Here is a 25,637-nt window from a genome sequence, read left to right as displayed (position 1 = left end):
CACCCTACACGTTCGCACCAATCGTGGCGGCGGTGCGTCGTTCCGTAGGGTGCGCCGTGCGCACCAGAAGTGTCATAAAAAAGCCCGCACAAAGCGGGCTACGCATGGCTCTTGCTCCAGAGCCTGAACAACGGCTCGGCGAGGAACATCACCAGAAACAGCCGCAGTACCTGCAGGGCGGTGACCAGCGCCACCGACAGCTGCAGCGCCTCGGCAGTCAGGCACAGTTCGGTGATGCCGCCGGGCATCATGCCCAGCATCAGCGACAGGTGATCTTCCCCGGCCAGCCAGCCCAACGCCTCGCCGAGACCGGCAGCGGCCAGCATCGCCAGCAGGGTGAACAGCAGGACGCGAGCGAGGAAGCCCGGAGCGCTGCGAAAGAAGGCGCGGTCGAAGTGACAGCCCAGCGCACAGCCGATCAGCCATTGGCCGAGCTGACCGAGGCCTTGCGGCAGGCCCAGATGCAGGTCGAAGCCGGCGCTGGCCACGGCGCAGGCGGTCAGCGGGCCGAGCATCCAGGGGTTGGGTTGCTTCAGGCGCGCCCAGAGCATGGCCAACAGCCCGCCAGCTGCCAGCAGCGCGAGCAGCCAGGCCCAGTCCACCGGCAGGGGCGGCGGGGCACTGACGGCGGGCAGGCCCCAGGTGAACAGCGCCGGAATCAGCAGCACCACCAACAGCAGGCGCAGGCTGTGAGCCGCTGCCACGCGCGCCGGTTGCGCATCGTGACGCAGCGCCAGGTTGACCATCTCGCTGGCGCCGCCAGGCATGCTGGCGAAGAAGGCAGTGGCGCGGTCGACACCGGCGCGGCGCAGGATGGCGATGCCGATCAGGCTCAGCAACAGGGTGCCGAAGGCGCCCATGACCACCACCGGCAGGTGGCCGAGCACCTGCTCCAGCACATCGCTGGTGAAGTGCAGGCCTATCCCGCTGGCCACCAGCCACTGGCCGGCCTTGCGCCCGCCAGGCAGTTCAGTGAAGGCGCGGTTGGCCAGGCAACGCAGGGCGATCACCGCCAGCAGGGAGCCGACCATCCACGGCAAAGGCCAACCGGCGAGGCTGGCCAGGTAGCCGCCGACCGCACCGGTCAGCGGCGTTACCCACAGATCACGCGGCAGCGGCATCGGCCTCGGCCCTGATCTGCTTGCGTCGACGCAGCCAGCGGATGCCCGGCAGCGCCAGCATCAGCGCAACCAGCGCCCACAGCGCCAGGGTGATGGGGCTGCTCCAGAGGATGCCCAGGTCGCCTGCGGAGATCGACAGCGCACGGCGCAGGTTGTCTTCCATCAGCTCGCCGAGGACGAAGCCGAGAATCAGCGCCGACAGCGGGAAGTCCAGCTTGCGCAGGATGTAGCCGAACACGCCGAGAACGACCATCAGCACCAGATCGAAGGTGGTGCTGTGCACCGCGTACACGCCGACCATGCTGATCACGGTGATCGCCGGCACCAGTACCCAGTTGGGTACTGCGAGCATGCGCGAGAACAGGCCGACCAGCGGGATGTTCATCACCAGCAGGATGACGTTACCGATGAACAATGAAGCGATCAGGCCCCAGACCACGTCCGGTTGCTGTTCGAACAGCAGCGGGCCGGGGGTGATGTTGTACAGGGTCAGAGCGCCGATCATCACCGCCGTGGTGCCCGAACCGGGTACGCCGAGGGTCAGCATGGGGATCAGCGAGCCGCAGGCCGAGGCGTTGTTGGCTGCTTCCGGGGCGGCCAGGCCGCGCAGGTCGCCGTCACCGAAGCGGCCCTTGGGGCCGGCCAGGCGTTTCTCGGTCATGTAGGTCATGGCGCTGGCGATGGTTGCGCCGGCACCCGGCAGGGTGCCGATGACGAAGCCGGCCAGCGCACTGCGGATCATGGTCCAGAAGCTCAGGCAGAACTCCTTGAAGTTGAACAGCAGGCGCCCGCTGGCCTTCACGGCTTTCTGACCGCCATGGGTCTTTTCCAGCATCAGCAGGATCTCGCTGACGCTGAAGAAGCCGATCACCACGATGACGAACTGGATGCCGTCGGACAGGCTGACGCTGTCGAAGGTGAAGCGGTACACGCCGGTGGTCGAGTCCACCCCGACCGTGGCCAGGGCCAGGCCGATCAGTGCTGCCATCAGGGTCTTGACCGGCTTGTCGCCGACCATGCCGCCAAGACAGGCGATGGCGAAGATCATCAGCACGAAGTACTCGGCCGGGCCGAAGGCCACCGCCCACTTCGCCAGCAGCGGGGCGAACAGCACCACGCCGCAGGTGGCGATGATGCTGCCGATGAACGAGCTGACCGCCGACAGCGACAGGGCGATGCCGGCCTTGCCCTGACGTGCCAGCGGGTAGCCGTCGAGGGTGGTCATCACCGCGGCGGCATCACCGGGCACGTTGAGCAGGATGGCGGAGATGCGTCCGCCGTACTCGCAGCCCAGGTACACGGCGGCAAGCAGAATCAGTGCGGTTTCCGGCGGCAGGCCGAGGGCGAAGGCCAACGGCAGCAGCAGGGCCACGCCGTTGATCGGGCCGAGACCCGGCAGCAGGCCGACCACGGTGCCGACGAAGGCGCCGAACAGCGCCACCAGCAGGTTGGTCGGCCTGGTGGCGACGTCGAAGCCCTGCATGAGGAAGTTGAGGGTTTCCATTTCAGCTCTCCACGAAAGCGTCTAACAGGCCGAGCGGCAGGGGCACGTCCAGCAACAGGTCGAACAGGCTGTACAGCAGCACGCCCATCAGCACCGCGCTGATCGCGCAGGGAAGCGGACGGCCGGTGAACAGCAGGCCGAGGGCGAAGGTGGCCAGGGCGGTGCTGACGACGAAGCCGAGCAGCTCGAAGGTCAGCGCATAGGCCAGCAGCACCACCACGCACAGGGCGCTGCGCAGCGCCATGGGAACGTCCAGGCGTTGCTCGAGCATGCCGGGTTTGATGATCAGCCACAGGCTGCCGGCGCCCATCAGGCCCAGCAGCAGCAGGGGATAGGCGCGCGGGCCGACCGGGTCGTAGGCGAAGGGCGCCTGGAAGCCCCAGGCAACGACAGCGAGCCAGGCGCACAGCAGCAGCCAGATCGCGGAGAACAGGCGAACGTACATGGTGTTTTACCTCGGGAGCGCCGGCCGCCGCATGGCGGCCGAACGCGGATTGCGCAAGGAGTGTTACTGGACCAGACCGAACTCGCCGGCCAGCGCCTTGTATTCCTCCACCTGCTTGTGCACGAAGGCATCGAGCTCGTCGCCGGTCAGCGACAGGGGAAACAGGTCGCGTTGTTCACGCAGGGTGGCGAAATCGTCACGGGCGAGCATCTGGTCGAACTGGGTCTTCCACCAGTTGAATTCCTCGTCCTTAACCTGCGGGCCCATGTAAAAGCCGCGGATCACCGGCCAGCTGATGTCGAAGCCCTGCTCCTTGGCGGTGGGGATGTCGGCCAGCTTGCCCGGCAGGCGCTCGTCGGCCAGCACGGCGAGGATGCGGATCTTGCCGGCAGCCAGCTGCGGGGTGACTTCGCCGAGGCCGCTGGAAGTGACCTGGACGTGGCCGCCGAGCATGGCGGTGAGGGTTTCGCCGCCGCCTTCGAAGGCGACGTAGCGCAGGTTCTGCGGGTCGATACCGGCTGCGCGGGCGATCAGCGCGGTCTGCATCCAGTCCTGGCCGCCGATGGTGGCGCCAGCGCCGAACACCACGCTGCTCGGGTCCTTCTTCAGCGCCGCGACCAGTTCACCGAGGTTCTGCCAGGGCGCGTCTTCACGCACGGAGATGGCGCCGTAGTCGGTGCCGATGGCCGCCAGCCAGCGTACGGCGGTCTCGTCGTAGCGGCCGAACTTGCCCTGGGCCAGGTTGAGCAGGGAGCCCGAGGAGAAGGCGGTGATGGTGCCCGGGTCCTTGGCACGCTGCGCGACCACGGCGTTGTAGGCCACGGCGCCGACGCCGCCGGGCATGTAGGTGACGCGCATCGGCGCCTTGAGCAGGCCGGTGTCCTTGAGGCCGCTCTGGGCCAGCTTGCAGGTCAGGTCGAAGCCGCCGCCGGGCTTGGCCGGGGCGATGCATTCCGGGCGCTTGGGTTCGGCAGCCAGCAGTTGGCCGGCGAACGCCAGGCAGGCGGTGGCCAGGGCGGCACGGGTCAGGACAGATTTCATGATGATGATTCCTCGCGAGTCTTGTTGTTGTTTACCAGATTGGCAGGGTGTAGCCGACGATGACGCGATTCTCGTCCGCGTCGCGGGCGAAGTCGGAGCGGAAGCTGGCGTTGCGTACCCGTACGTAGAGGTCCTTGAGCGGGCCGCTTTGCACCACGTACTTGAATTCGATATCGCGTTCCCACTCGCCGCCACGGTCGTCGGAGCCGGCGATGCGGGCGTCGTCGCCGCGGATGTAGCGGGTCATGAAGGTCAGGCCGGGCACGCCGATGCCGGCGAAGTTGTAATCGTAGCGAGCCTGCCAGGAGCGCTCGTCGGCGTTGGCGAAGTCGTTGATCTGCACGAAGTTGATCAGGAACGGATCGCTGCCGTCGATGTAGGCGAAGCCGGTGTCGCCGCTCATGTCCTGCAGGCCCAGGCCGAACTTATGGTTGCCCAGGCCGTAGCTGACCATGGCGTTGAGGGCCCGGTTGTCGACCTTGCCGGCATTGGCCGCACCGCTGTCGCGGCTGACGATGTAGCGCAGGTCGCTGCTCAGGGTGCCGGCACCGAGTTTGTGGCTGGTGAGCAGGCCGAAGAAGTGCTGGCGGTAGATGTCGTCGAGATCGGCGAAGTAGTAGCGGCCAGTGAAACCGGGGGCGAACTTGTAGTCGACACCGGCCAGATCCAGGTGGTCGGCTTCGACGCCGGAGGCAAAGCGGCGGTTCTTGGCGTTGAGCAGCATTTCTTCGGAGTTGGTCGAGGCGCGGTCGATGACCTTGTCCAGGCGGCCACCGGTGAAAGTCAGGCCTTCGAGCTCCGAGGAGGTCAGCAGGCCGCCCTCGAATACCTGCGGCAACAGGCGGCTGTCACTGGCCTTGACCACCGGCAGTTCCGGCACGTGCGAGCCGTAGCGCAGTTCGGTGGCCGAGACCTTGACCTTGCCCGTCAGGCCCAGGCGGCTGAATTCGTCGGCGGAGCGACCATCATCATGTACGGGCAGCAGGTCGGTGCCGGTACGGCCGCGACCGGAGTCGAGCTTGAGGCCGAGCAGGCCCATGGCGTCGACACCGAAACCGACGGTACCTTCGGTGAAACCGGATTGCAGGTCGAGGCGAAAGCCCTGGCCCCATTCTTCACGCTTGTTCTGGCCATCGAACTGGCGGAAGTCGCGGTTCAGGTAGATGTTGGTGGCGGTGAGGCTGGCGCTGCTGTCTTCGATGAAGGCGGCGTTGGCGAGGGGGGCAACGCCGGTAGCGGCGATTGCCAGGCAGAGCAGGCGTACAGGCGGCAGGGCCTGGCGTGAGGCTGCGAGCATCGTGTGGTCTCCGTTCTTGTTCTTGTCGCGACCTGGCACCACTGCCAGGTCGCTTTGGCGGGTGGTTCGAGCCACCCTGAATCGATGCTATGAGGGCAAGCTTTCGCCAGGCTTTCATGGCGAAAAGTTTTTCAGCGCTGGCGGCGAAGGTCCGGCAAGGTCGCTCCCATGGCGTTTCGTTTGCCGCTTTGGCATTTGAGCAATTCACAGCAGCCGTGGCAGCGCTAAACTGCGCGCCTCTCACGATGCTGCAGCTGGAGGTGGCAGTGCGGATTCTGCTGGTCGAAGACCACCCGCAATTGGCGGAAAGCGTGGCCCAGGTGCTGAAAGGCGCCGGCTGGACGGTGGACGTGCTGCATGACGGCGTCGCGGCTGATCTGGCGCTGTCCAGCGAGGACTACGCCCTGGCGATTCTCGATATCGGTCTGCCACGCCTGGACGGTTTCGCCGTGCTGGCGCGTCTGCGCGACCGCGGCCAGACCCTGCCGGTGCTGATGCTGACCGCGCGTGGCGAGGTCAAGGACCGTGTGCACGGCCTCAATCTGGGCGCCGACGACTACCTGGCCAAGCCCTTCGAGCTCAGCGAACTGGAGGCGCGGGTCAAGGCGCTGCTGCGGCGCAGCGTGCTCGGTGGCGAGCAGCTGCAGCGCTGCGGCAACCTGGTCTATGACCTGGGCGTGCGCCGCTTCAGCCTCGATGGCGAGGCCCTCAGCCTCACCGCCCGCGAGCAGGCGGTACTGGAGGCCATGATCGCCCGGCCGGGACGGGTGATGAGCAAGGAGCAACTGGCCGCTCAGGTGTTCGGCCTGGACGAGGACGCCAGCCCGGATGCCATCGAGATCTACATCCATCGCCTGCGCAAGAAGCTCGAAGGCAGCGCCGTACGTATCGTCACCTTCCGCGGCCTCGGCTACCTGCTGGAGGCGGTCGAGGCATGAGTCGTGGCGTCAGCCTGCGCGGGCGCCTGCTGCGGCGCCTGGCGCTGTTGCTGTCGCTGATTCTGCTGCTCAGCAGCTTCACCGCTTACTGGAGTGCCCGCCGGGCGGCGGATACGGCCTATGACCGGACATTGCTGGCATCGGCGCGGGCAGTGGCCGACGGCCTGTATGCCGAGAATGGTCGGTTGCGCGCAAATATTCCCTATGTGGCGCTGGATACCTTCGCCTATGACAGTGCCGGGCGCATCTACTATCAGGTGCTCGACCTCGAGGGCGAGCAGGTTTCCGGCTATGAGGACCTGCCGCCGGCGCCGCCGGGCACGCCCCGTACCGATGACTATCCGGCGCTGGCGCATTTCTACGATGCCGTGTATCGCAACCAGGGTGTGCGCGTGGTCAGCCTGCTGCAGCCGGTCAGCGAGCCGCAGCTCAACGGTATCGCCGAGATTCGCGTGGCGGAAACCCAGGGCGCGCGCGAGCGCATGGCCCGCGAGCTGCTGATCGGCACCCTGTGGCGCATGGGGCTGCTGTCAGTCAGCGCCCTGCTGCTGGTGTGGTTGGCGGTGAACCTGGCCCTGCGCCCGCTGGAGGCGCTGCGCCGGGAAGTGGCCGAGAGGGCCAGCGACGACCTGCAGCCGCTGCCGGACGAGGGGCTGCCGCGCGAAGTGCTGCCGCTGGTGGAAACGCTGAACCAGTTCAACGAGCGCTTGCGCGGCCTGTTCGAGCGCCAGTCGCAGTTCATTGCCGATGCGGCGCATGAGCTGCGTACGCCGCTGGCGGCGCTCAAGGCGCGCATCACCCTGGGCCTGCGTGCCGAGCAGCCCGAGGAGTGGCGCAGCACGCTGGAGCAGGTGGCGCAGCAGGGCGACCGTCTGACCTCGCTGGCCAACCAGCTGCTGTCGCTGGCGCGTATCGAGAGTGGCGCGCGGGCCATTACCGAGGGCGGCGCGCAGCGCATCGACCTCAGCCAGCTGGCTCGCGAACTGGGCCTGGCCATGGCCCCGCTGGCCCACGCCCGTGGCGTCGCGCTGGCGCTGGAGGCCGATCAGCCGGTGTGGATCGATGGCGAGCCGACGCTGCTCAACGAGCTGCTGAACAACCTGCTGGACAATGCCCTGGCGCATACGCCGGCCGGCGGCAACCTGATCATCCGTGCCCTGGCGCCGGCCGTGCTGGAGGTCGAGGACGACGGGCCGGGCATTCCCGAGGCCGAGCACGAGAAGGTCTTCGAGCGCTTCTACAGGCGCAGCAATCTGGGCAATGGTGCCGGTCTGGGTCTGGCCATCGTCGGCGAGATCTGTCGCGCCCATCAGGCCAGGATCAGCCTGCACCAGGCGCAGCCGCACGGCCTGCGGGTGCGTGTCGAGTTTCCGCTGTCAGTGCCCGAGACTTAGCGGCTGCTGAATTTCCAGCAGGTACTGGGCCACCTTGCCGCTCTCGCGCAGCTGCGCCAGCCCGCGATTGAAGCGTTCGATGAGTTCTGCGTTGCCGGGGATTTCGCGCGACAGCAGCAGGTGCAGGTTGTCGCTGCGCAGGGGCAGCGGGTGGAAGCTCAGGCGCGCACGCTCGGCAGGGCTGAAGTGGCGGTGGAGCATGTCGAAGCCCACCACCTTGTCGAGGGGAAACACATCGATGCGCCCGGCCAGCAGTTGGCGCAGCCCCTGTTCATCGCTGTTCAGACGTACCACCTGCAGCTCGCCGTCGGCCTCGGCGCGCTGGAAGGCCTCACCGTAGTCATAGCCGCGCGTGCCGGCGATGCGCAGGCCGCGCAGGTCCTCGACACTGGCCCAGTCGAATTCATGCGCCTTGCGGTGGAACAGGTAATAGCCGCTTTCCACGACCGGGTCGCTGATATGGAAGAGCCGTTCGCGTTCGCTGCTGTGCAGCCATACCGCACTGCCGTCGCGCTCGCCTTTTTCCGCCATCTTCAGCGAGCGTGCCCAGGGGTGGAACTCCCATCGAACCTCGACGCCCTGCAGGGCGAAGGCTTCGGCGACGATGCGCGAGGCGACGCCGTGGTGGGGCAGGTGCTCGCCCAGGTAGGGTGGCCATTCGCCGTTGGTCAGGCGCATGCTGTCGGCAGCCTGGATGCTGCCGCACAGCAGGGCGATTAGGAGAAGCGCGAAGCGCATGGCTCTACTTCCTCAGGAGATTGAGCTGAGTGTAGAGGCATTTCGTGATCTACATTCCCGTAGATCACCCTTCGGGCCGTCGCACAACGACGTCAAAAATTGTTCCCGACAATTTTTTGCCATCCGTGGCGGGTCGCTTTTACTGCAGCATGCTCATGGCCGCTTCCATGGCCGCGGACAGGTCTTCGTCGGCCTGCATGTCGACCTGCGGGTCCAGGCCGAGCTTGGCGAAGGCCGGCACCTTGCTCCAGTCCAGTTGGGTGTAGGGATGCTCGCTGCCCAGATAGCTCTGCAGGGTGGCGACCTGGACGATGTCGACGTAATCGACCTTGGCCGAGTCGCGCGTGAAGTTCAGGTACTGGCTGGGCACGATGGCGATGGGCTCGGGGAATTCCCAGGTGCGCAGGATCTTGTCGCCGATGATCGGGTGGATCTGCTCGATCACATGGTTGAGGCTGATGGAGTCGGCCAGCAGCTCGTTGTGCTCTTCGGCATAGGTGAGGATCGGCAGCACGCCGATCTGATGCACCAGACCGGCGAGGGTGGCCTGGTCGGGCATCAGGCGGGTGTAATGGCGGCACAGTACGTGGCAGATGCCGGCGATTTCGGTGCTCTTGTTCCACACTTCACGCATCTTGCGGTCGACCACGTCGCTGGTGGCCTGGAACATCTGCTCCATGGCCAGGCCGGTGGCCAGGTTGCAGGTGTAGTTGATGCCCAGACGGCTGACCGCCATCTGCAGGTCGGTGATCTCCTTGTTGCTGCGCAGCAACGGGCTGTTGACCACCTTGATGATGCGCGCGGTCAGGGCGGCGTCGTTGCCGATCACCTTGCTGATCTGCGGTATGCCCACGTCCGGGTCTTCGGCTGCCTCGCGAACCTTCAGCGCCACCTCGGGCAGGGTGGGCAGCACCAGCTCATCGTTCTCGATGGCATGGATCAGTTCCTGTTGGACTTTTTCAGCAAGCTTGCTCATGAAGTGGCTCTCTTAGGCGATCCGGTAAGGCGCCAGGGAAGTTTAGTCAGCGCTGGATTTCCTTGTCGGCATCCAGCTGGTACGGCAGATCGAGCAGGGTCAATGTCGGGCCTTCGCTGCTACCGAGATGAATACGGCCGTCGTTGACGGCGTCATCCTGCAACACCGCGAGCAGTTCGATGGCGTCACCGGCCTGGGCGGCCAGCACCACTTCGCCGACGCTGGAGCCATGCACCGGGGAGAACAATTCGCTGCCGACGGTCGGTAGTTCGCTGCCGACCAGGCGCAGGCGCTGCAGGCGGCGCTTGAGCTTGCCCAGGTACTGCATGCGCGCAACGATTTCCTGGCCGGTGTAGCAGCCTTTCTTGAAGCTCACGCCGCCGAGGGCCTGCAGGTTGATCATCTGCGGGATGAACAGCTCACGGGTGGCGCCGAACACCTGGCCTACGCCAGCGCGTACCTGGGCCAGCAACCAGTCGTTCAGCGGAGCCTGAGGCAGCAAGGCGGCCAGGCGGCCCTGCAATCGTTCGGCTTCAGCGGCTGGTGCCCACAACTCGGCGCGGCCGTCGCTCAGGCGCACGGCGAGCAATGGTCCGGCGCTGGCCACGGAGTCACTGGCAGGCCCCAGGTGCAGGCCAAGGTCACCGAGCACGGCGTCGCCGCCGGCCAGGCCAAAGCGCACCCAGGCGGCGCTTTCATCGGTGAGTTTGGATTTGGAGAATACCGCGTATTTCTGCAGGTCCGCCTGCTGCGGCTCGATCAGCTCGCGGGCCATGGCCAGCAGGTAGCCGTCGTCCACCGGGACGATGCGAAAACTCGACAGCATGCGGCCCTTGGGCGTGCAGCGAGCGCCAAGGCTGGATTGGCTGGCGCTGAGGTAATTGAGGTTGCAGGTCACCTGCCCCTGCAGGAACTTGGCCGCATCAGCGCCGCGTACGGCGAGCAGGCCTTCGTGATCGAGGAGGGTGAAATAAGCGCTATCGGCCATGATGCAGATCGAATCACTGGATAAAGGTCAGAGGCGTCATCATAAAAGCAGCCACAAGCCTCAAGCTACAGGCTTCATGCAAAAGCGCAGAAAAAGCCCGGCATCGCCTCGATGCTGTTCACTCAAGGTTGTACACGTTTGGCCCCCCTCTCCCATTTATTGGGGGCACGCCTAGTGGAGAGGGGCTGGGGGAGAGGGCTGAAAACACCGCAAACCTGCCAGTTTTCCCCTCTCCGAACGCGGCCCGCCCTAACCCTCTCCCCAAAGGGGCGAGGGGACTGATCGCGCCCAACCGCCGCTTAAGTGCAGAGCCTTACGGCATCGCCTCGTCGTGCGGTCTTGCACGGAGCGGTCTTCCGTGTTGCAGCGTGCCGCTTGCGGCTGCTGTTATACTGCCGGCCTCGTTCGAGGAGTCCGTTGCATGGTTGAGCAAAGTGAACTGAATCGCCTGTTCTGGCATAGCCGTCGTGGTATGCTGGAGCTGGATGTACTGCTGGTGCCGTTCGTCCAGGAGGTATACCCGACACTGGATGTCGAGAACCAGGCGCGCTACCGCAAGCTGCTGGAATGCGAGGATCAGGACATGTTCGGCTGGTTCATGCAGCGCGGCGAGCCCGAGGATGCCGACCTGCGCCACATCGTGCGCATGATCCTGGATCGTGTCCAACCCAAGTGACGTCTTCGAGTGCCGCTGGCAGCCATCGCGCTGGCTGCTGCGGCTCTACCTTTCGGCCCTGACTCTGGCCCTGCTGGCGCCCTGGCTGGCCGACATTCCCCTCTGGGCAAAACTCCTGTCAGCCGCGGCATGCCTGGCGCACGCCGCCTGGGTGCTGCCGCGTCACCTGTTGCTGACGGCGCCGCAGGCGGTCACGGGGTTGCGCCGTGATGCGTTCGGCTGGCATCTCCACAGTGCTGCAGAGGGCTGGCGGGCGGTGCAACTGCGCCCCGACAGCCTGGCGTTGCCGCTGGCGGTGGTGCTGCGCTATCGCCTGCCGGGCCAACGTTTCAGCCGCGGGCTGTGCATCCCCCGTGATGCGCTGGCGCCCGAGCAGCATCGGCGCCTGCGCCTGCGGCTGAAGTTCAGCAGGCGACGCTGGGCTGAGCCGGGGGTGTCGGCACCAGAATAGTGTCGCGGGCCTCGGCCAGCAGTCCGGGGTAGTCGAGGGTGTAGTGCAGGCCACGGCTTTCATGGCGCTGCATGGCCGAGCGGATCATCAGCTCGGCGACCAACGCCAGGTTGCGCAGCTCGATCAGGTCGCGACTGACCTTGTAGTTGCTGTAGAACTCGTCGATCTCGTCCAGCAGCAGGCGCACGCGATGCTGCGCGCGCTGCAGGCGCTTGTTGGTACGCACGATGCCGACGTAGTCCCACATGAAGCGGCGCAGCTCGTCCCAGTTGTGGGCGATGATCACGTCTTCGTCCGAATCGGTCACCTGGCTGGCGTCCCAGCAGGGCAGGTCGATCGGCATGTCCACGGCGTCGAGTTGGGCGACGATGTCGGCACAGGCCGAGCGGGCGTAAACGAAGCACTCCAGCAGCGAATTGCTGGCCATGCGGTTGGCGCCATGCAGGCCGGTGAAGCTGGTTTCGCCGATGGCGTACAGCCCGGGCACGTCGGTGCGGCCATGCTGGTCGACCACCACGCCGCCGCAGGTGTAGTGCGCCGCCGGCACCACCGGGATGGGCTGCTTGGTGATGTCGATGCCGAAGCCCAGGCAGCGTTCGTAGACGGTTGGGAAGTGACTCTTGATGAATTCGGCCGGCTTGTGGCTGATGTCCAGGTAGACGCAGTCGATCCCCAGGCGCTTCATCTCGTGGTCGATGGCGCGGGCGACGATATCGCGTGGTGCCAGCTCGGCGCGTTCGTCGAAGCGCTGCATGAAGCGTTCGCCATTGGGCAACTTGAGCAGGCCGCCTTCACCGCGTACGGCCTCGGTGACGAGAAAGCTCTTGGCCTGCGGGTGATACAGGCAGGTGGGGTGGAACTGGTTGAATTCCAGATTGCCGACGCGGCAGCCGGCACGCCAGGCCATGGCAATGCCATCGCCGCAGGCGCCGTCCGGGTTGCTGGTGTAGAGATAGACCTTGGCAGCGCCACCGGTGGCAAGAATCACGAAGCGCGCGCTGAAGGTGTCCACCTCGCCGCAGGCGCGATCCAGCACGTAGGCGCCCAGGCAGCGCTCGCCGGGCAGGCCGAGCTTGCGCTCGGTGATCAGGTCGACGGCGACGCGCTGCTCCAGTAGCTCGATGTTCGGCCGCTGCCGCGCCTGTTCCAGCAGGGTGTTGAAAATCGCCGCGCCGGTGGCATCGGCAGCGTGAATGATGCGCCGATGGCTGTGGCCACCCTCGCGGGTCAGATGGAACTCGAAACCGCCGTCCTCGCGCGCCGTCTCATCGTCACGGGTGAAGGGCACGCCCTGGTCGATCAGCCACTGGATGGCTTCGCGGCTGTGTTCTACCGTGAAGCGCACGGCGTCTTCGCGGCACAGTCCCGCGCCGGCATCGAGGGTGTCGGCGACATGGGATTCGACCGTGTCGGTATCGTCCAGCACGGCTGCCACACCACCCTGCGCCCAATAGGTCGAGCCATTGGCCAGACTGCCCTTGCTCAGGACCGCGATGCGCAAGTGGGAAGGTAGGGTGAGGGCAAGGGTCAGGCCGGCAGCGCCGCTGCCGATGACCAGAACATCGTGCTGGAAGTGGTGGCTCATGTCCGAGTTCCGCGGGAAAGCGAGCCCTAGTATATAGAGAGGGGCAGCGGCACAATAGCCAGCCGGAGCCACATCATTATCCGCTGCGCGTCGGACCAGCTGCGTCGAAGCCAATCCGGACGGCGACCCGTCGTCCCTGAGGATGAGTGAAAGGAGTACTGCTCATTTGCAGCTGCCAATTTCGCCTCCGCACCTGACTTCGCCCTGCAGGTTCCAGCTCGTGAATAATGAAAAGGCTCTTATGACCGACCGCAGGGCTCAGGAACTTTTTTAGTCTTTAAGGTTCCATTGGTGGTCGCCCATATAAGGGAGAGCGCTTGCGCGTGCCTGCATCTGAAGTCAGCGGAGGGTGTGGAAATGAGCGGCGATAAGATCATTTGCGTCAGTGAAAAGGTTTCGCTGGCGCCATTCCAGGCAGAGGGAAGAAAACTCTGCGGGAAGCTTGCTTGGAGGGGAGAACTTTTGCGTAAGGCCCGAGTCTATCTTGGCAAGCTGATTCGCTTACGGGTGCAAACCTCCTCCAGGCGTAACGAGGAGAATGCATGCTAACCCAGGAAGATGATCAGCAGCTGGTCGAGCGAGTGCAGCGTGGTGACAAGCGTGCCTTCGATCTGTTGGTGTTGAAGTATCAGCACAAGATCCTCGGTCTGATCGTGCGATTCGTGCACGACACTCATGAGGCTCAGGATGTCGCTCAGGAGGCGTTCGTAAAAGCCTACCGGGCGCTTGGAAACTTTCGCGGTGACAGCGCGTTCTATACCTGGCTGTACCGCATCGCCATCAACACGGCGAAGAATTATCTGGTGTCTCGCGGACGTCGACCGCCAGATAGTGATGTCAGTAGCGATGACGCGGAGTTCTACGATGGCGACCACGCCCTCAAGGACATCGAGTCACCGGAGCGGGCATTGCTGCGCGACGAGATCGAGGCCACCGTGCATCGAACCATCGCCCAGCTGCCGGATGACCTGCGCACGGCGTTGACCCTGCGTGAGTTCGAAGGCTTGAGCTACGAGGACATTGCCAGCGTCATGCAGTGTCCGGTAGGTACGGTACGTTCGCGGATTTTCCGTGCACGTGAGGCAATTGATAAGTCCCTGCAACCTCTGTTGCAGGAAGCCTAAGGCAGCGGCGACAGCCAAGAGAGGAACACCATGAGTCGTGAAACCCTGCAGGAATCGCTGTCCGCGGTGATGGATAACGAAGCGGACGAACTGGAACTGCGGCGAGTGCTCGCAGCCAGCGAGGATGGCGAGCTGCGTGGCACCTGGTCGCGTTACCAGATTGCCCGTGCAGCCATGCACCGTGAGTTGCTGGTACCGCAACTGGACATCGCATCTGCGGTTTCCACGGCATTGGCCGACGAAGCCATTCCGGCGCGCAAGACGCCGATCTGGCGCAGCGTCGGGCGCGTAGCCGTGGCTGCATCGGTGACCGTTGCCGTGCTGGCAGGGGTGCGGTTCTACAACCAGGATGATCTGGGCGGTGCTCAGCTGGCCCAACAGGAAGCTTCTCCGGTACTCTCGGTACCGCAGGTGCAAGGTCCCGCACTGCTCGCTGGCTATAACAGCAGCGAGGAAGCCGGCGAGCCTGCCAAGGCTGGTACCGCCAGCTGGCATGAGCAGCGTCTGCCCAACTATCTGCGTCAGCATGCGCAGGAAGCCGTGATGGGCAGCGGTGAAACCGCTCTGCCTTATGCTCGGGCTGCGAGTCTGGAAAACCGCTAAGCGCTTAAGGAGTCACATGCGCGCGATTCCCCTCTGCGTGCTCGGAGGTCTGCTGGCAATGCCGGTGCAGGCCTCCGAGGTACAGGACTTGCTCGGACGCCTCGCTGCGGCGGAGCGTCAGCAAAGTTTTCAGGGTACGTTCATCTATGAGCGTAATGGTAGTTTCTCCACTCATGCCGTCTGGCACCGGGTAGAGGAGGGGGGGCAAGTTCGCGAGCGCCTTCTGCAACTCGACGGCCCTGCGCAGGAAGTGCTCAAGGTCGATGGTCAGGCGCAATGCGTCAGCGGCGCCCTGGCCGATCAGGTAAGCGAAGGGCAGGCCTGGCCGGCCCGGCAACTGGATGCCGAGCAGTTGAGCAACTGGTACGACATTCGTGTCGCCGGTCGTTCACGCATCGCCAATCGCCCGGCCAGTGTGCTGGTGCTGGAGCCCAGGGATCAGCACCGCTACGGCTTCCAGTTGCATCTCGACGAGGAAACCGGACTCCCGCTCAAATCCCTGCTGTTGAACGAGCGCGGCCAGCTTCTGGAACGTTTCCAGTTCGCTCAGCTGGATACCGCGACGCCTGCTGTAAATGCCCTGCAGCCGAGTTCGGGTTGCCGCCCGGTGCGTTTCCGTGCTGCCGACAACATGGCCGACGGACGCTGGCGTTCGGACTGGTTGCCGCCGGGCTTCACGCTGATCACGGCACAGCTGCGCCGTACTTCCTCCTCGAACGATGCTGTTGCCTACCTGATGTACGGTGATGGTCTGGCGCGCTTCTCGGTTTTCCTCGAGCCCCTGAAAGGCAGCGTCGTCGAAGATGCGCGCAGCCAGCTGGGTCCGACCGTCGCCGTTTCGCGGCGGATGAGCACCGATGCCGGTGACATGATGGTCACCGTAGTGGGCGAAATTCCTCTGGGAACTGCAGAGCGTATCGCTCTGTCCATGCGTGCCGGAGTGCCTGAACAGGCTAGCCAATGATCGAAGAGCAGGGGCGTGTAGTGGCGCTCGAGCCCGGCGCCGTCTGGGTCGAGACGCTGCGCAAGAGTACCTGCTCGAGTTGCTCGGCCAACGCGGCCTGTGGTCAGGGCCTAATGGATCGCCTGGGTGTCGGGCGCCAGCGTGGCTATGTCCGTGCCCTCAGTCAAATGCAGCTGGCGATCGGCGACACCGTGGTCATCGGTGTGCGCGAAGATCTGCTGGTGCGCAGTTCGTTGCTGGTTTATCTGCTTCCTCTTCTCGGTCTGTTCGCCGCCGCGCTGCTGGCGGACGGCCTGGGGCTGCCCGAGCCGCTGATCATTCTGGCCGGTCTGGCCGGTTTGTTCGCCAGTTGGCTGATGGTGCGCTGGCGCGCCGCTCGCGTTGCCGAGAACCCCTTATTACAGCCTGTTGTCCTACGTGCGCTGCTGGTACCTGTATCGGCGGCGGGTTGAGAGTGTCCGAGTTTTACATGGGGAGTCGTAGTTCGATGAGAAAACTCAAGTCCATAGCGCCGCTGTTGGCGGTTGCCCTGCTCTGGGGACAGAGCCTGTTCGCTCAGGCCAGCCTGCCAGATTTCACCGATCTGGTAGAGGAAGCTTCGCCTGCGGTGGTCAACATCAGTACTCGGCAGAAGATGCCCGAGCGCGCGGTTGCCGGCCAGCCGGGGCTGCCCGACCTCGAAGGCCTGCCACCGATGTTCCGCGAGTTCTTCGAACGCAGCATTCCGCAGATGCCGCGCAATCCTGGCGGTCGCCAGCGCGAGGCGCAGTCGCTGGGCTCCGGTTTCATCATCTCGCCGGACGGTTACATCATGACCAACAATCACGTGGTCGCCGATGCCGACGAGATCATCGTGCGCCTTTCCGATCGCAGCGAACTGGAAGCCAAGCTGATCGGCGCCGATCCGCGCAGCGACGTGGCGCTGCTCAAGGTCGAAGGCAAGGGTCTGCCGGTGGTACGCCTGGGCAAGGCCGATGACCTGAAGGTCGGTGAGTGGGTGCTGGCCATCGGTTCGCCGTTCGGCTTCGATCACTCGGTCACCGCCGGTATCGTCAGCGCCAAGGGGCGTAACCTGCCGAGCGACAGCTACGTGCCGTTCATCCAGACCGACGTGGCGATCAATCCGGGTAACTCCGGCGGGCCGCTGTTCAATCTGCAAGGTGAGGTAGTGGGTATCAACTCGCAGATCTTCACCCGTTCCGGCGGTTTCATGGGCCTGTCCTTCGCCATTCCGATGGAAGTGGCCATGCAGGTGGCCGACCAGCTCAAGGCCGACGGCAAGGTAACCCGCGGCTGGCTCGGCGTGGTGATTCAGGAAGTGAACAAGGACCTGGCCGAATCCTTCGGCCTGGAGAAGCCGGCCGGCGCACTGGTGGCGCAGGTGCTGGAAGACGGCCCGGCGGACAAGGGTGGCCTGCAGGTGGGAGACGTGATTCTCAGCCTCAACGGCAGGCCAATCATCATGTCGGCCGACCTGCCGCATCTGGTCGGTGGGCTGAAGCCGGGCGAGAAGGCCGATCTGGATATCGTGCGTGACGGTTCGCGCAAGAAGCTCAGCGTGACCATCGGAACCTTGCCGGAAGAGGGGCAGGAACTGGCATCCGCTGGTTCGGCTCAGGGTGGCGAGCGCAGCAACAACCGCCTGGGCGTGACCGTGGTCGAGCTGACGGCCGAGCAGAAGAAGGGCCTCGACCTGAAAGGCGGTGTCGTGGTCAAGGAGGTGCTCAACGGCCCGGCGGCCATGATCGGCCTGCGCCCGGGTGACGTGATCACGCACCTGAACAACCAGGCCATCGACTCCACCAGCACCTTCGCCAAGGTCGCGCAGGAGTTGCCGAAGAACCGTTCGGTGTCGATGCGCGTGCTGCGCCAGGGGCGTGCCAGCTTCATCACGTTCAAGCTGGCCGAGTAATCCGGGCAAGGCTGAAGAAGGGCGCTTTCGAGCGCCCTTCTTCGTATCCGCACCAGCGCTGTGCGGACGTGACGCGGTCGCGAGGGATCGGGTACAATCCGCGGCTATTTTCGGCAAGCGTCTTGCCCGTGCCTTCTTCGAGTGTTGATCCGTGAGTGACCTGAGTCATATCCGCAATTTTTCCATCATTGCCCACATTGACCACGGCAAGTCCACCCTGGCTGACCGTTTCATCCAGATGTGCGGCGGTCTTGCCGCGCGTGAAATGGAGGCTCAGGTTCTCGACTCCATGGATCTGGAGCGTGAGCGCGGCATCACCATCAAGGCCCACAGCGTCACCCTTCACTACAAGGCGAAGGACGGCAAGACCTATCAGCTGAACTTCATCGATACCCCCGGCCACGTGGACTTCACCTACGAAGTTTCGCGTTCGCTGGCTGCGTGCGAGGGCGCGCTGCTGGTGGTCGACGCGGGCCAGGGCGTCGAGGCACAGTCGGTTGCCAACTGCTACACCGCCATCGAGCAGGGGCTGGAAGTGATGCCCGTGCTGAACAAGATGGACCTGCCGCAGGCCGACCCGGACCGCGTCAAGGACGAGATCGAGAAGATCATCGGCATCGACGCCACCGACGCCGTGGCCTGCAGTGCCAAGAGCGGCATGGGCGTGGACGAGGTGCTCGAGCGCCTGGTGCAGACCATCCCTGCGCCGGAAGGCGATATTGAAGCGCCGCTGCAGGCGCTGATCATCGATTCCTGGTTCGACAACTACCTGGGCGTGGTGTCGCTGGTGCGCGTGCGCCAGGGCCGCGTGAAGAAGGGTGACAAGATCCTGGTCAAGTCCACCGGCAAGGTGCATCTGGTCGACAGCGTCGGCGTCTTCACCCCGAAACACACCGCCACCGCCGACCTCAAGGCCGGTGAAGTGGGCTTCATCATCGCCAGCATCAAGGACATTCACGGTGCACCGGTCGGTGATACCCTGACCTTGTCCTCGACCCCCGAGGTCGAAGTGCTGCCGGGCTTCAAGAAGATCCAGCCGCAGGTCTACGCCGGTCTGTTCCCGGTCAGCTCCGACGATTTCGAGGACTTCCGCGATGCCCTGCAGAAGCTGACCCTCAACGACTCGTCGCTGCAGTACGTGCCGGAAAGCTCCGACGCGCTGGGCTTCGGCTTCCGTTGCGGCTTCCTCGGCATGCTGCACATGGAGATCATCCAGGAGCGCCTGGAGCGCGAGTACGACCTGGATCTGATCACCACAGCGCCGAGCGTGATCTACGAGCTCGAGCTCAAAACCGGTGAAACCATCACCGTCGACAACCCCTCCAAATTGCCGGACGTGTCTTCCGTCGCCGATTTCCGCGAGCCGATCGTCACCGCGACCATCCTGGTGCCGCAGGAGCACCTGGGTAACGTCATCACTCTGTGCATCGAGAAGCGTGGCGTGCAGCGTGACATGCAGTTCCTCGGTTCCCAGGTTCAGGTTCGTTACGACCTGCCGATGAACGAGGTGGTGCTGGACTTCTTCGATCGTCTGAAGTCGACCAGCCGTGGTTATGCCTCGCTGGACTATCATTTCGACCGCTACCAGTCTGCCAACCTGGTCAAGCTGGACGTGCTGATCAACGGCGACAAGGTCGATGCCCTGGCATTGATCGTGCACCGCGACAACGCGGCCTACAAAGGCCGTGCGTTGACCGAGAAGATGAAGGAACTGATCCCTCGGCAGATGTTCGATGTGGCGATCCAGGCAGCCATTGGCGGCCAGATCATCGCGCGGACCACTGTCAAGGCGCTCAGAAAGAACGTACTGGCCAAGTGTTACGGTGGCGACGTGAGCCGTAAGAAGAAGCTGCTCGAGAAGCAGAAGGCCGGTAAGAAACGCATGAAGCAGGTCGGCAACGTGGAGATCCCACAGGAAGCCTTCCTCGCTGTGCTCAGGTTGGATAGCTAAGGCTCTATGTCGATCAATTTCCCGCTCCTGTTGGTTATCGCGGTCGCCGTTTGCGGCTTCCTGGCCCTGATCGATCTGATTCTGCTGGCTCCGCGCCGCCGTGCGGCGATTGCGGCGTACCAGGGCCGGGTCGACGATCCCGACGACAGGGTGCTGGAGCGCCTGAGCAAGGAGCCCTTGCTGGTCGAGTACGGCAAGTCGTTCTTCCCGGTGCTGGCCATTGTGCTGGTACTTCGCTCGTTTCTGGTCGAGCCGTTCCAGATTCCTTCCGGATCGATGAAGCCGACCCTGGAAGTGGGCGATTTCATCCTGGTCAACAAGTTCGCCTACGGCATTCGCCTGCCGGTCATCGATGAAAAGATCATCGAGGTCGACAACCCGCAACGCGGCGACGTCATGGTATTCCGCTACCCCAGCGATCCGACCATCAACTACATCAAGCGCGTGGTCGGTCTGCCGGGTGACCGTATCGAGTACACCCAGGGCAAGCGCCTGCTGATCAACGGCGAGCCGGTGGCCGAGAAACTGATCGGTGAAGAGCCGGGCAGCCTGGGCAGCGCCACGCTCTATCAGGAGCGTCTGGGCCAGGTCGAGCATACCATCCGCAAGGAAATGACCCGCATGCGCCGCGAGCCCGGCGGCCAATGGGTGGTGCCGGAAGGGCACTACTTCATGATGGGCGACAACCGTGACAACTCCAACGACAGCCGCTACTGGCGTGATCGGCATATCCCTCAGGCACTGTGGGGCATGGTCCCGGACGACCATATCGTCGGCAAGGCCTTCGCCATCTGGATGAGCTGGCCGGAGCCCAAGACCGGCAATCTGCCCAATTTCTCGCGTGTCGGCCTGATTCATTGAGCACTGGCGCGCTGTTCAATGCAGCGCCGCAGGCTATAAATAATCTGGCCGTTCGGCTTTTCAACAAGACCGTCTATTGGGGATATACATGACTTTCGCGCGCTCGCAGCAGGGGCTTTCCATTCTGGGTTGGCTGGTGGTTCTGGCCGTGGTGGCGTTCTTCGCCAGCACGGCGTTCAAGGTACTGCCGCATTACCTGGACTACATGTCCATGGAGAAGATCATCACTTCGGTGGAAACCGACAAGGCCTCGGGCGTGCGCACCGTGGGCGATTTCTACAACCACGTCAGCAAGGGCATGCAGGTCAACAACATTCGTGACCTGAACATGCGCGACGCTCTGCAGGTGAAGGTGGAAAACAACGAGTTCCTGGTCCACCTCAAATATGAAAAACGCGAGCCGCTGATCGAGAACCTCGATCTGGTGGTGAATTTCGACAAAGAATTTCGTGTACGGATGCCGTGAGTCCCAATCTGTCCCGCCTCGAGCGCAAGCTCGGCCATAGCTTCAAGGACCAGGACCTGATGGTCCTGGCCCTGACCCATCGCAGTTTCGCCGGCCGCAACAACGAGCGGCTGGAATTCCTCGGTGATGCCATCCTCAATTTCGTAGCCGGCGAGGCGCTGTTCGAGCGCTTCCCGCAGGCCCGCGAAGGCCAGCTGTCGCGGCTGCGCGCGCGCCTGGTCAAGGGCGAGACCCTGGCCGTGCTGGCCCGCGGTTTCGAGCTGGGCGACTACCTGCGCCTGGGCTCCGGTGAGCTGAAGAGCGGTGGCTTTCGCCGTGAATCGATTCTCGCCGATGCGCTCGAGGCGCTGATCGGCGCCATCTATCTGGACGCGGGCATGGAAGCGGCGCGCGAGCGTGTGCTGGAGTGGCTCAGTGGCGAGCTCGATGGCCTGACCCTGGTCGACACCAACAAGGATCCGAAAACGCGCCTGCAGGAGTTCCTGCAATCGCGTGCCTGTGAACTGCCTCGTTACGAGGTGGTGGACGTTCAGGGCGAGCCGCACTGCCGTACCTTCATGGTCGAGTGCCAGGTGGCCCTGCTCAATGAAAAGACCCTGGGCCAGGGCGGCAGCCGGCGTATCGCCGAGCAGGTCGCCGCGGCTGCGGCGCTGATCGCCCTCGGGGTGGAGAATGGCAATGACTGATGCACCCGTGACCCGCTGCGGCTACGTCGCCATCGTCGGCCGGCCCAACGTGGGCAAGTCGACGCTGCTCAACCACATCCTCGGGCAGAAGCTGGCGATCACCTCGCGCAAGCCGCAGACCACCCGGCACAACATGCTCGGCATCAAGACCGAGGGCGAGATCCAGGCCGTCTATGTCGACACCCCCGGCCTGCACAAGCACAACGACAAGGCGCTCAACCGCTACATGAACCGCAGCGCTTCTTCCGCGTTGAAGGACGTCGACGTGGTGGTGTTCGTGGTCGACCGCACGCGCTGGACCGACGAGGATCAGCTGGTGCTGGAGAAGGTGCAGCACGTCAAGTGCCCGATCCTGCTGGCGGTGAACAAGGCCGACCGCCTGGAAGACAAGAGCGAATTGCTGCCGCACCTGAACTGGCTGGCCGAGCAGTTGCCGCAGGCCGAGATCGTGCCGATCTCCGCGCTGCAGGGGCAGAACCTCGACACCCTGGAAAAACTGGTGGGTGAGCGCCTGCCGGAGTCCGAACACTTCTATCCGGAAGATCAGATCACCGACCGCTCCAGCCGTTTCCTGGCTGCCGAGCTGATCCGCGAGAAGATCATGCGCCAGCTCGGCGCCGAGCTGCCCTACCAGATCACCGTGGAAATCGAGGAATTCAAGCAGGAGGGCCGCATTCTGCATATCCACGGCCTGATCCTGGTGGAGCGCGACGGGCAGAAGAAGATCATCATCGGCGACAAGGGCGAGCGCATCAAACGCATCGGCGCCGATGCGCGCAAGGACATGGAGACCATGTTCGACTCCAAGGTGATGCTCAATCTGTGGGTCAAGGTCAAGGGCGGCTGGTCCGACGACGAACGCGCCCTGCGTTCGCTGGGTTACCTGGATTGATCGCGGCGCCATGCGCATCCTCGGTGTTGCGCGTGGCGCATTCTGGCGGTTACTGACATGACTTCTGCCGCCTACGTTCTGCATAGCCGCCCCTACAAGGAAAGCAGCGCCCTGGTGGATTTCTTCACCGCCCAGGGCCGCGTGCGTGCGGTACTGCGCGCCGCGCGCGGCAAGGTCGGCAGCATTGCCCGGCCATTCGCCCCACTGGAGCTGGAGCTGCGCGGGCGCGGCGAGCTGAAGACAGTCGGCCGCCTGGAAAGCGCCGGCATTCCGCTGCTGCTGACCGGCGAGGCGCTGTTTTCCGGGCTCTATCTCAACGAACTGCTGATCCGCCTGCTGCCGGCCGAAGATCCGCATCCTGCAATGCTCGAACACTATGGCCTGACACTGCAGGCGCTGGCGGCCGGGCGGCCGCTGGAACCGCTGCTGCGCGCATTCGAATGGCGCCTGCTGGATGAGCTGGGCTATGGTTTCGCCCTGGATCGCGATCAGCATGACCAGCCCATCGACCCTGCGGCGCTGTACCGCTGGCAGCAGGACATCGGCCTGGTGCCGGTGATACAACTGCAGCCCGGTGTGTTTCAGGGGCGCGAGCTGCTGGCCATGGCCGAAGCCGACTGGCAGACGCCGGGCGCACTGGCTGCCGCCAAGCGCCTGATGCGCCAGGCGCTGGCACCCCATCTCGGCGGCAGGCCACTGGTCAGCCGCGAACTTTTCATGACGCTCAAGGAGTCCAAGCGTGACTGAGGCCAATCGTATTCTGCTCGGCGTGAACATCGACCACGTCGCCACCCTGCGCCAGGCTCGTGGCACACGCTACCCGGACCCGGTCAAGGCCGCGCTGGACGCCGAGGAGGCCGGTGCCGACGGCATCACCGTGCACCTGCGCGAAGATCGCCGGCATATTCAAGATCGCGACGTGCGCGTGCTGGCCGATGTGCTGCAAACGCGGATGAACTTCGAGATGGGCGTTACGGACTTCATGCTCGGTTTCGCCGAGCAGATTCGCCCGGCCCATGTCTGCCTGGTACCGGAAACCCGCCAGGAGCTGACCACCGAAGGTGGCCTGGACGTGGCCGGCCAGGAGGCGCGCATTGCCGCGGCGGTCGAGCGCCTGACCCTGGCCGGTTGCGAGGTGTCGCTGTTCATCGACGCCGAAGAGCGGCAGATCGAGGCGGCCATGCGCGTCGGTGCGCCGGCCATCGAACTGCACACCGGCCGTTATGCCGATGCCCACACGGCGGAAGAGGCCGCGCAGGAACTGGCGCGTATTCGCGATGGCGTCATCTGCGGCCTGAACCATGGCCTGATCGTCAATGCCGGCCACGGCCTGCATTACCACAATGCCGAAGCCGTGGCGGCGATTCCCGGCATCAACGAGCTGAACATCGGCCACGCCATCGTTGCCCATGCGCTGTTCGTCGGCTTCAAGCAGGCCGTTGCGGAGATGAAGGCGTTGATCGTCGCGGCGGCCTACCGCGGCTAGTGGACTTTGTGGGAGGGGCTTCAGCCGCGACTTTCGATGGTCTATCGCCGCTGAAGCGCCTCCCACGTTGTTCGTTCAGCCCTGGCTGAATGCCTGGATCATCTGCGTAGCTAGGGCCTCGACGGCCTCGTTACGCTGATGGCCGCGTATCAATTTGATGTGGTATTCGCCCAGCGGCGGCAGACCCTGGTCTGCGCCGAGTCGGCGCAGCGGCGGCCTGACCAGGCTGCGCGGGAAGGGGGCGATGGCCAGGTCGGCGATCATCGCGGCTTGCTGGCCGGCGCACTGCTCGCAGGAGTAGGCAATGCGATAGGCCACCCCCTGGCGATCCAGCGCATCGAGCGCGGTGCGGCGCCAGGCGCAGCCCGGGTTGGCCAGCGCCAGCGGCAGGGGCGAGCGCTGTATGGCCAGGCCACCATCACGCCCGGCCCAGACCAGCTCCTCGGAATAGATCACTTCGCCGCGGGCGTCATCCAGGCCGTCGTTGCCGGCATTGATCAGGGTCAGATCCAGCTCGCCGGCATCCAGCTTGGCCACCAGATCCACGCTGCGCCCCACGTTCACCTCGACTTCCACCGCCGGATGGCTGCGGGCGAACAGGGTCAGCACGCCCGGTAGCACGCGGTCGCCAATATCGTTCGGTGTGCCGAAGCGCACGCGTCCGGTCAGCGTCGGGGTGAGAAAGCGTGACACCGCTTCCTCGTTGAGCTTGAGCAGGCGCCTGGCATAGCCCAGCAATACCTCGCCCTCGGCGGTCAATTGCACGCGCCTGGCTTCGCGGATGAACAGGCGCTGGCCGAGAGTTTCCTCCAGGCGCTTGATCTGCAGGCTCACCGCCGCCGTGCTGCGAAATACCTGCACGGCAGTACGGGTAAAGCTGCCGCTGTCGGCGATGGCGACGAAGGTGCGCAGCACATCGCTTTCCAGAAGCGGGAGCGCGGTCGGGGCGGTGGCGTTCATGATCGTTAAATACTACTTAACGGTAAGTTTGGTATTTGTCGTTTGTTTGAACGATAGGCGCGTTTCATCCTGATCGCAAGCCCGCACGAAGCCGGCCGCGAAACGGAGGAAAGGTCATGAACAGTTCGAGCAATCGCGACAAGTCGCGCCCAGCCATGCCCGAGTTCTATATGCCGGCCATGTGGCCGCTGGATCTGCAGAACGCCATCGTCGACTGGATCTGCGCCTGGTTCTGGCGTCGGCGTATGCGTCGCCTGCTGGCGCAGGATATGGAGGGGCGGATTCGCCTGGGCAGCGCCCGTGGCGTGGTGGAGCAGGGCGCCGGTGAACCGCTGCGGCTGATTGCACGGCGGCGGGCACGCTGGTTGCGGCCGCAGCAGCGAGTGTCGTAGGGCGGGTGCAACCCGCCAGAGCGCCATTTACTGCGTAATCCGGTGCGCACAGCGCACCCTACGGTTTGCGTGCGACCAATAGATCGTGGAACGAGGCACGGCCGTCGACGGCAAGCGCATCCACTCGGTGGTGAGCCGGTTTGACCGTAGGGCGGGTGCAACCCGCCAATTGCAGTCTGGCGGGTT

27 protein-coding genes are annotated in these 25,637 nt (G+C 64.5%); 17 read left to right on the top strand and 10 right to left on the bottom strand.

The genetic code is table 11. The annotated features are described in order from the left end of the window. Positions 1 to 98: 98 nt before the first annotated feature. From BLS61_RS01840 to BLS61_RS01820, 5 genes are all read right to left on the bottom strand, one after another. The gene (locus BLS61_RS01840) at positions 99 to 1,121 is read right to left on the bottom strand and encodes an AbrB family transcriptional regulator (RefSeq protein WP_090426558.1); all 1,023 of its coding nucleotides are present in this window, start codon (positions 1,119 to 1,121) and stop codon (positions 99 to 101) included. Then, the gene (locus BLS61_RS01835; RefSeq protein ID WP_090426555.1) at positions 1,105 to 2,625 is read right to left on the bottom strand and encodes a tripartite tricarboxylate transporter permease; all 1,521 of its coding nucleotides are present in this window, start codon (positions 2,623 to 2,625) and stop codon (positions 1,105 to 1,107) included. The genes BLS61_RS01840 and BLS61_RS01835 overlap by 17 nt, the downstream gene beginning before the upstream one ends. Position 2,626: 1 nt before the next feature. Continuing rightward, the gene (locus BLS61_RS01830) at positions 2,627 to 3,070 is read right to left on the bottom strand and encodes a tripartite tricarboxylate transporter TctB family protein (RefSeq protein WP_090426552.1); all 444 of its coding nucleotides are present in this window, start codon (positions 3,068 to 3,070) and stop codon (positions 2,627 to 2,629) included. 63 nt (positions 3,071 to 3,133) lie between these two features. Further along, positions 3,134 to 4,111 carry a Bug family tripartite tricarboxylate transporter substrate binding protein gene (locus BLS61_RS01825; RefSeq protein WP_090426549.1) on the bottom strand — a complete coding sequence of 326 codons (978 nt, stop codon included), beginning with the start codon at positions 4,109 to 4,111 and terminating at the stop codon, positions 3,134 to 3,136. Between the two features lie 31 nt (positions 4,112 to 4,142). Next, positions 4,143 to 5,408, bottom strand: coding sequence for an OprD family porin (locus tag BLS61_RS01820; protein WP_090426545.1), 1,266 nt, complete (start codon positions 5,406 to 5,408; stop codon positions 4,143 to 4,145). 266 nt (positions 5,409 to 5,674) lie between these two features. On the opposite strand from BLS61_RS01820, the gene BLS61_RS01815 reads away from it, so the two are divergent. Beyond that, complete coding sequence (locus BLS61_RS01815) at positions 5,675 to 6,346, top strand: response regulator (RefSeq protein WP_090426872.1); 672 nt, start codon at positions 5,675 to 5,677, stop codon at positions 6,344 to 6,346. Further along, positions 6,343 to 7,740, top strand: a complete 1,398-nt coding sequence (locus BLS61_RS01810) for a sensor histidine kinase (RefSeq protein ID WP_090426542.1) — start codon at positions 6,343 to 6,345, stop codon at positions 7,738 to 7,740. The genes BLS61_RS01815 and BLS61_RS01810 overlap by 4 nt, the downstream gene beginning before the upstream one ends. Here the strand turns inward: BLS61_RS01810 and BLS61_RS01805 are convergent. From BLS61_RS01805 to ygfZ, 3 genes are all read right to left on the bottom strand, one after another. Beyond that, positions 7,723 to 8,478 (bottom strand): substrate-binding periplasmic protein, encoded by a 756-nt coding sequence (locus BLS61_RS01805; protein ID WP_090426537.1) that lies wholly within the window; start codon positions 8,476 to 8,478, stop codon positions 7,723 to 7,725. The genes BLS61_RS01810 and BLS61_RS01805 overlap by 18 nt on opposite strands. 139 nt (positions 8,479 to 8,617) lie before the next feature. Then, positions 8,618 to 9,454: an HDOD domain-containing protein gene (locus BLS61_RS01800; RefSeq protein WP_090426534.1), complete on the bottom strand. Its 837-nt coding sequence runs from the start codon at positions 9,452 to 9,454 to the stop codon at positions 8,618 to 8,620. A gap of 46 nt (positions 9,455 to 9,500) precedes the next feature. Continuing rightward, positions 9,501 to 10,442: a CAF17-like 4Fe-4S cluster assembly/insertion protein YgfZ gene (gene ygfZ, locus BLS61_RS01795; protein WP_090426532.1), complete on the bottom strand. Its 942-nt coding sequence runs from the start codon at positions 10,440 to 10,442 to the stop codon at positions 9,501 to 9,503. Positions 10,443 to 10,863: 421 nt separating this feature from the next. On the opposite strand from ygfZ, the gene BLS61_RS01790 reads away from it, so the two are divergent. Together BLS61_RS01790 and BLS61_RS01785 are read left to right on the top strand one after the other, a co-directional pair. Then, positions 10,864 to 11,118, top strand: a complete 255-nt coding sequence (locus BLS61_RS01790) for an FAD assembly factor SdhE (RefSeq protein ID WP_090426530.1) — start codon at positions 10,864 to 10,866, stop codon at positions 11,116 to 11,118. Continuing rightward, positions 11,102 to 11,569, top strand: coding sequence for a protein YgfX (locus BLS61_RS01785; protein ID WP_090426528.1), 468 nt, complete (start codon positions 11,102 to 11,104; stop codon positions 11,567 to 11,569). The genes BLS61_RS01790 and BLS61_RS01785 overlap by 17 nt, the downstream gene beginning before the upstream one ends. Here the strand turns inward: BLS61_RS01785 and nadB are convergent. Next, a complete protein-coding gene (nadB, locus tag BLS61_RS01780) occupies positions 11,523 to 13,154 on the bottom strand; it encodes an L-aspartate oxidase (RefSeq protein ID WP_090426526.1) in 1,632 nt (543 codons plus the stop codon). The two genes, BLS61_RS01785 and nadB, sit on opposite strands and share 47 nt — an antisense overlap. Before the next feature lie 542 nt (positions 13,155 to 13,696). On the opposite strand from nadB, the gene rpoE reads away from it, so the two are divergent. The 12 genes from rpoE to pdxJ all read left to right on the top strand — a co-directional run bounded on the left by rpoE (position 13,697) and on the right by pdxJ (position 24,099). Next, on the top strand, positions 13,697 to 14,278 hold the full coding sequence (gene rpoE / locus BLS61_RS01775) for an RNA polymerase sigma factor RpoE/AlgU (protein ID WP_003245473.1): 582 nt from the start codon (positions 13,697 to 13,699) through the stop codon (positions 14,276 to 14,278). Between the two features lie 30 nt (positions 14,279 to 14,308). Continuing rightward, complete coding sequence (locus tag BLS61_RS01770) at positions 14,309 to 14,881, top strand: sigma-E factor negative regulatory protein (RefSeq protein WP_090426524.1); 573 nt, start codon at positions 14,309 to 14,311, stop codon at positions 14,879 to 14,881. A 16-nt stretch (positions 14,882 to 14,897) separates the two neighbouring features. Continuing rightward, on the top strand, positions 14,898 to 15,845 hold the full coding sequence (locus tag BLS61_RS01765) for a MucB/RseB C-terminal domain-containing protein (protein ID WP_090426522.1): 948 nt from the start codon (positions 14,898 to 14,900) through the stop codon (positions 15,843 to 15,845). Next, a complete protein-coding gene (locus BLS61_RS01760; protein WP_090426520.1) occupies positions 15,842 to 16,297 on the top strand; it encodes a SoxR reducing system RseC family protein in 456 nt (151 codons plus the stop codon). Before BLS61_RS01765 ends, BLS61_RS01760 begins: the two co-directional genes overlap by 4 nt. A 35-nt stretch (positions 16,298 to 16,332) precedes the next feature. Further along, on the top strand, positions 16,333 to 17,757 hold the full coding sequence (locus BLS61_RS01755) for a DegQ family serine endoprotease (RefSeq protein WP_090426518.1): 1,425 nt from the start codon (positions 16,333 to 16,335) through the stop codon (positions 17,755 to 17,757). A 151-nt stretch (positions 17,758 to 17,908) separates the two neighbouring features. After that, positions 17,909 to 19,708 (top strand): translation elongation factor 4, encoded by a 1,800-nt coding sequence (lepA, locus tag BLS61_RS01750; RefSeq protein WP_090426515.1) that lies wholly within the window; start codon positions 17,909 to 17,911, stop codon positions 19,706 to 19,708. A 6-nt stretch (positions 19,709 to 19,714) separates the two neighbouring features. Further along, positions 19,715 to 20,569, top strand: a complete 855-nt coding sequence (gene lepB / locus BLS61_RS01745) for a signal peptidase I (protein ID WP_090426512.1) — start codon at positions 19,715 to 19,717, stop codon at positions 20,567 to 20,569. Between the two features lie 88 nt (positions 20,570 to 20,657). Continuing rightward, positions 20,658 to 21,035 (top strand): DUF4845 domain-containing protein, encoded by a 378-nt coding sequence (locus BLS61_RS01740; protein WP_090426507.1) that lies wholly within the window; start codon positions 20,658 to 20,660, stop codon positions 21,033 to 21,035. Further along, positions 21,032 to 21,721 (top strand): ribonuclease III, encoded by a 690-nt coding sequence (rnc, locus tag BLS61_RS01735; RefSeq protein ID WP_090426503.1) that lies wholly within the window; start codon positions 21,032 to 21,034, stop codon positions 21,719 to 21,721. The genes BLS61_RS01740 and rnc overlap by 4 nt, the downstream gene beginning before the upstream one ends. Continuing rightward, a complete protein-coding gene (era, locus tag BLS61_RS01730; RefSeq protein WP_208598762.1) occupies positions 21,708 to 22,613 on the top strand; it encodes a GTPase Era in 906 nt (301 codons plus the stop codon). Before rnc ends, era begins: the two co-directional genes overlap by 14 nt. A 57-nt stretch (positions 22,614 to 22,670) precedes the next feature. Next, positions 22,671 to 23,360, top strand: a complete 690-nt coding sequence (recO, locus tag BLS61_RS01725) for a DNA repair protein RecO (RefSeq protein ID WP_090426497.1) — start codon at positions 22,671 to 22,673, stop codon at positions 23,358 to 23,360. Continuing rightward, positions 23,353 to 24,099 (top strand): pyridoxine 5'-phosphate synthase, encoded by a 747-nt coding sequence (gene pdxJ / locus BLS61_RS01720; protein ID WP_090426494.1) that lies wholly within the window; start codon positions 23,353 to 23,355, stop codon positions 24,097 to 24,099. Before recO ends, pdxJ begins: the two co-directional genes overlap by 8 nt. Before the next feature lie 75 nt (positions 24,100 to 24,174). Here the strand turns inward: pdxJ and BLS61_RS01715 are convergent, their stop codons facing one another. After that, positions 24,175 to 25,059: a LysR substrate-binding domain-containing protein gene (locus BLS61_RS01715; RefSeq protein ID WP_090426491.1), complete on the bottom strand. Its 885-nt coding sequence runs from the start codon at positions 25,057 to 25,059 to the stop codon at positions 24,175 to 24,177. A 116-nt stretch (positions 25,060 to 25,175) separates the two neighbouring features. Between BLS61_RS01715 and BLS61_RS01710 the strand changes: the two genes are divergently transcribed. Continuing rightward, complete coding sequence (locus BLS61_RS01710) at positions 25,176 to 25,451, top strand: hypothetical protein (protein ID WP_090426489.1); 276 nt, start codon at positions 25,176 to 25,178, stop codon at positions 25,449 to 25,451. Positions 25,452 to 25,637 lie beyond the last annotated feature (186 nt).

This window comes from Ectopseudomonas guguanensis (genome assembly GCF_900104265.1).
Lineage (GTDB): Bacteria > Pseudomonadota > Gammaproteobacteria > Pseudomonadales > Pseudomonadaceae > Aquipseudomonas > Aquipseudomonas guguanensis.
The sequence above is the reverse complement of the archived record's forward strand: the minus strand, read 5'-3'. Positions and strand labels throughout refer to the sequence as shown.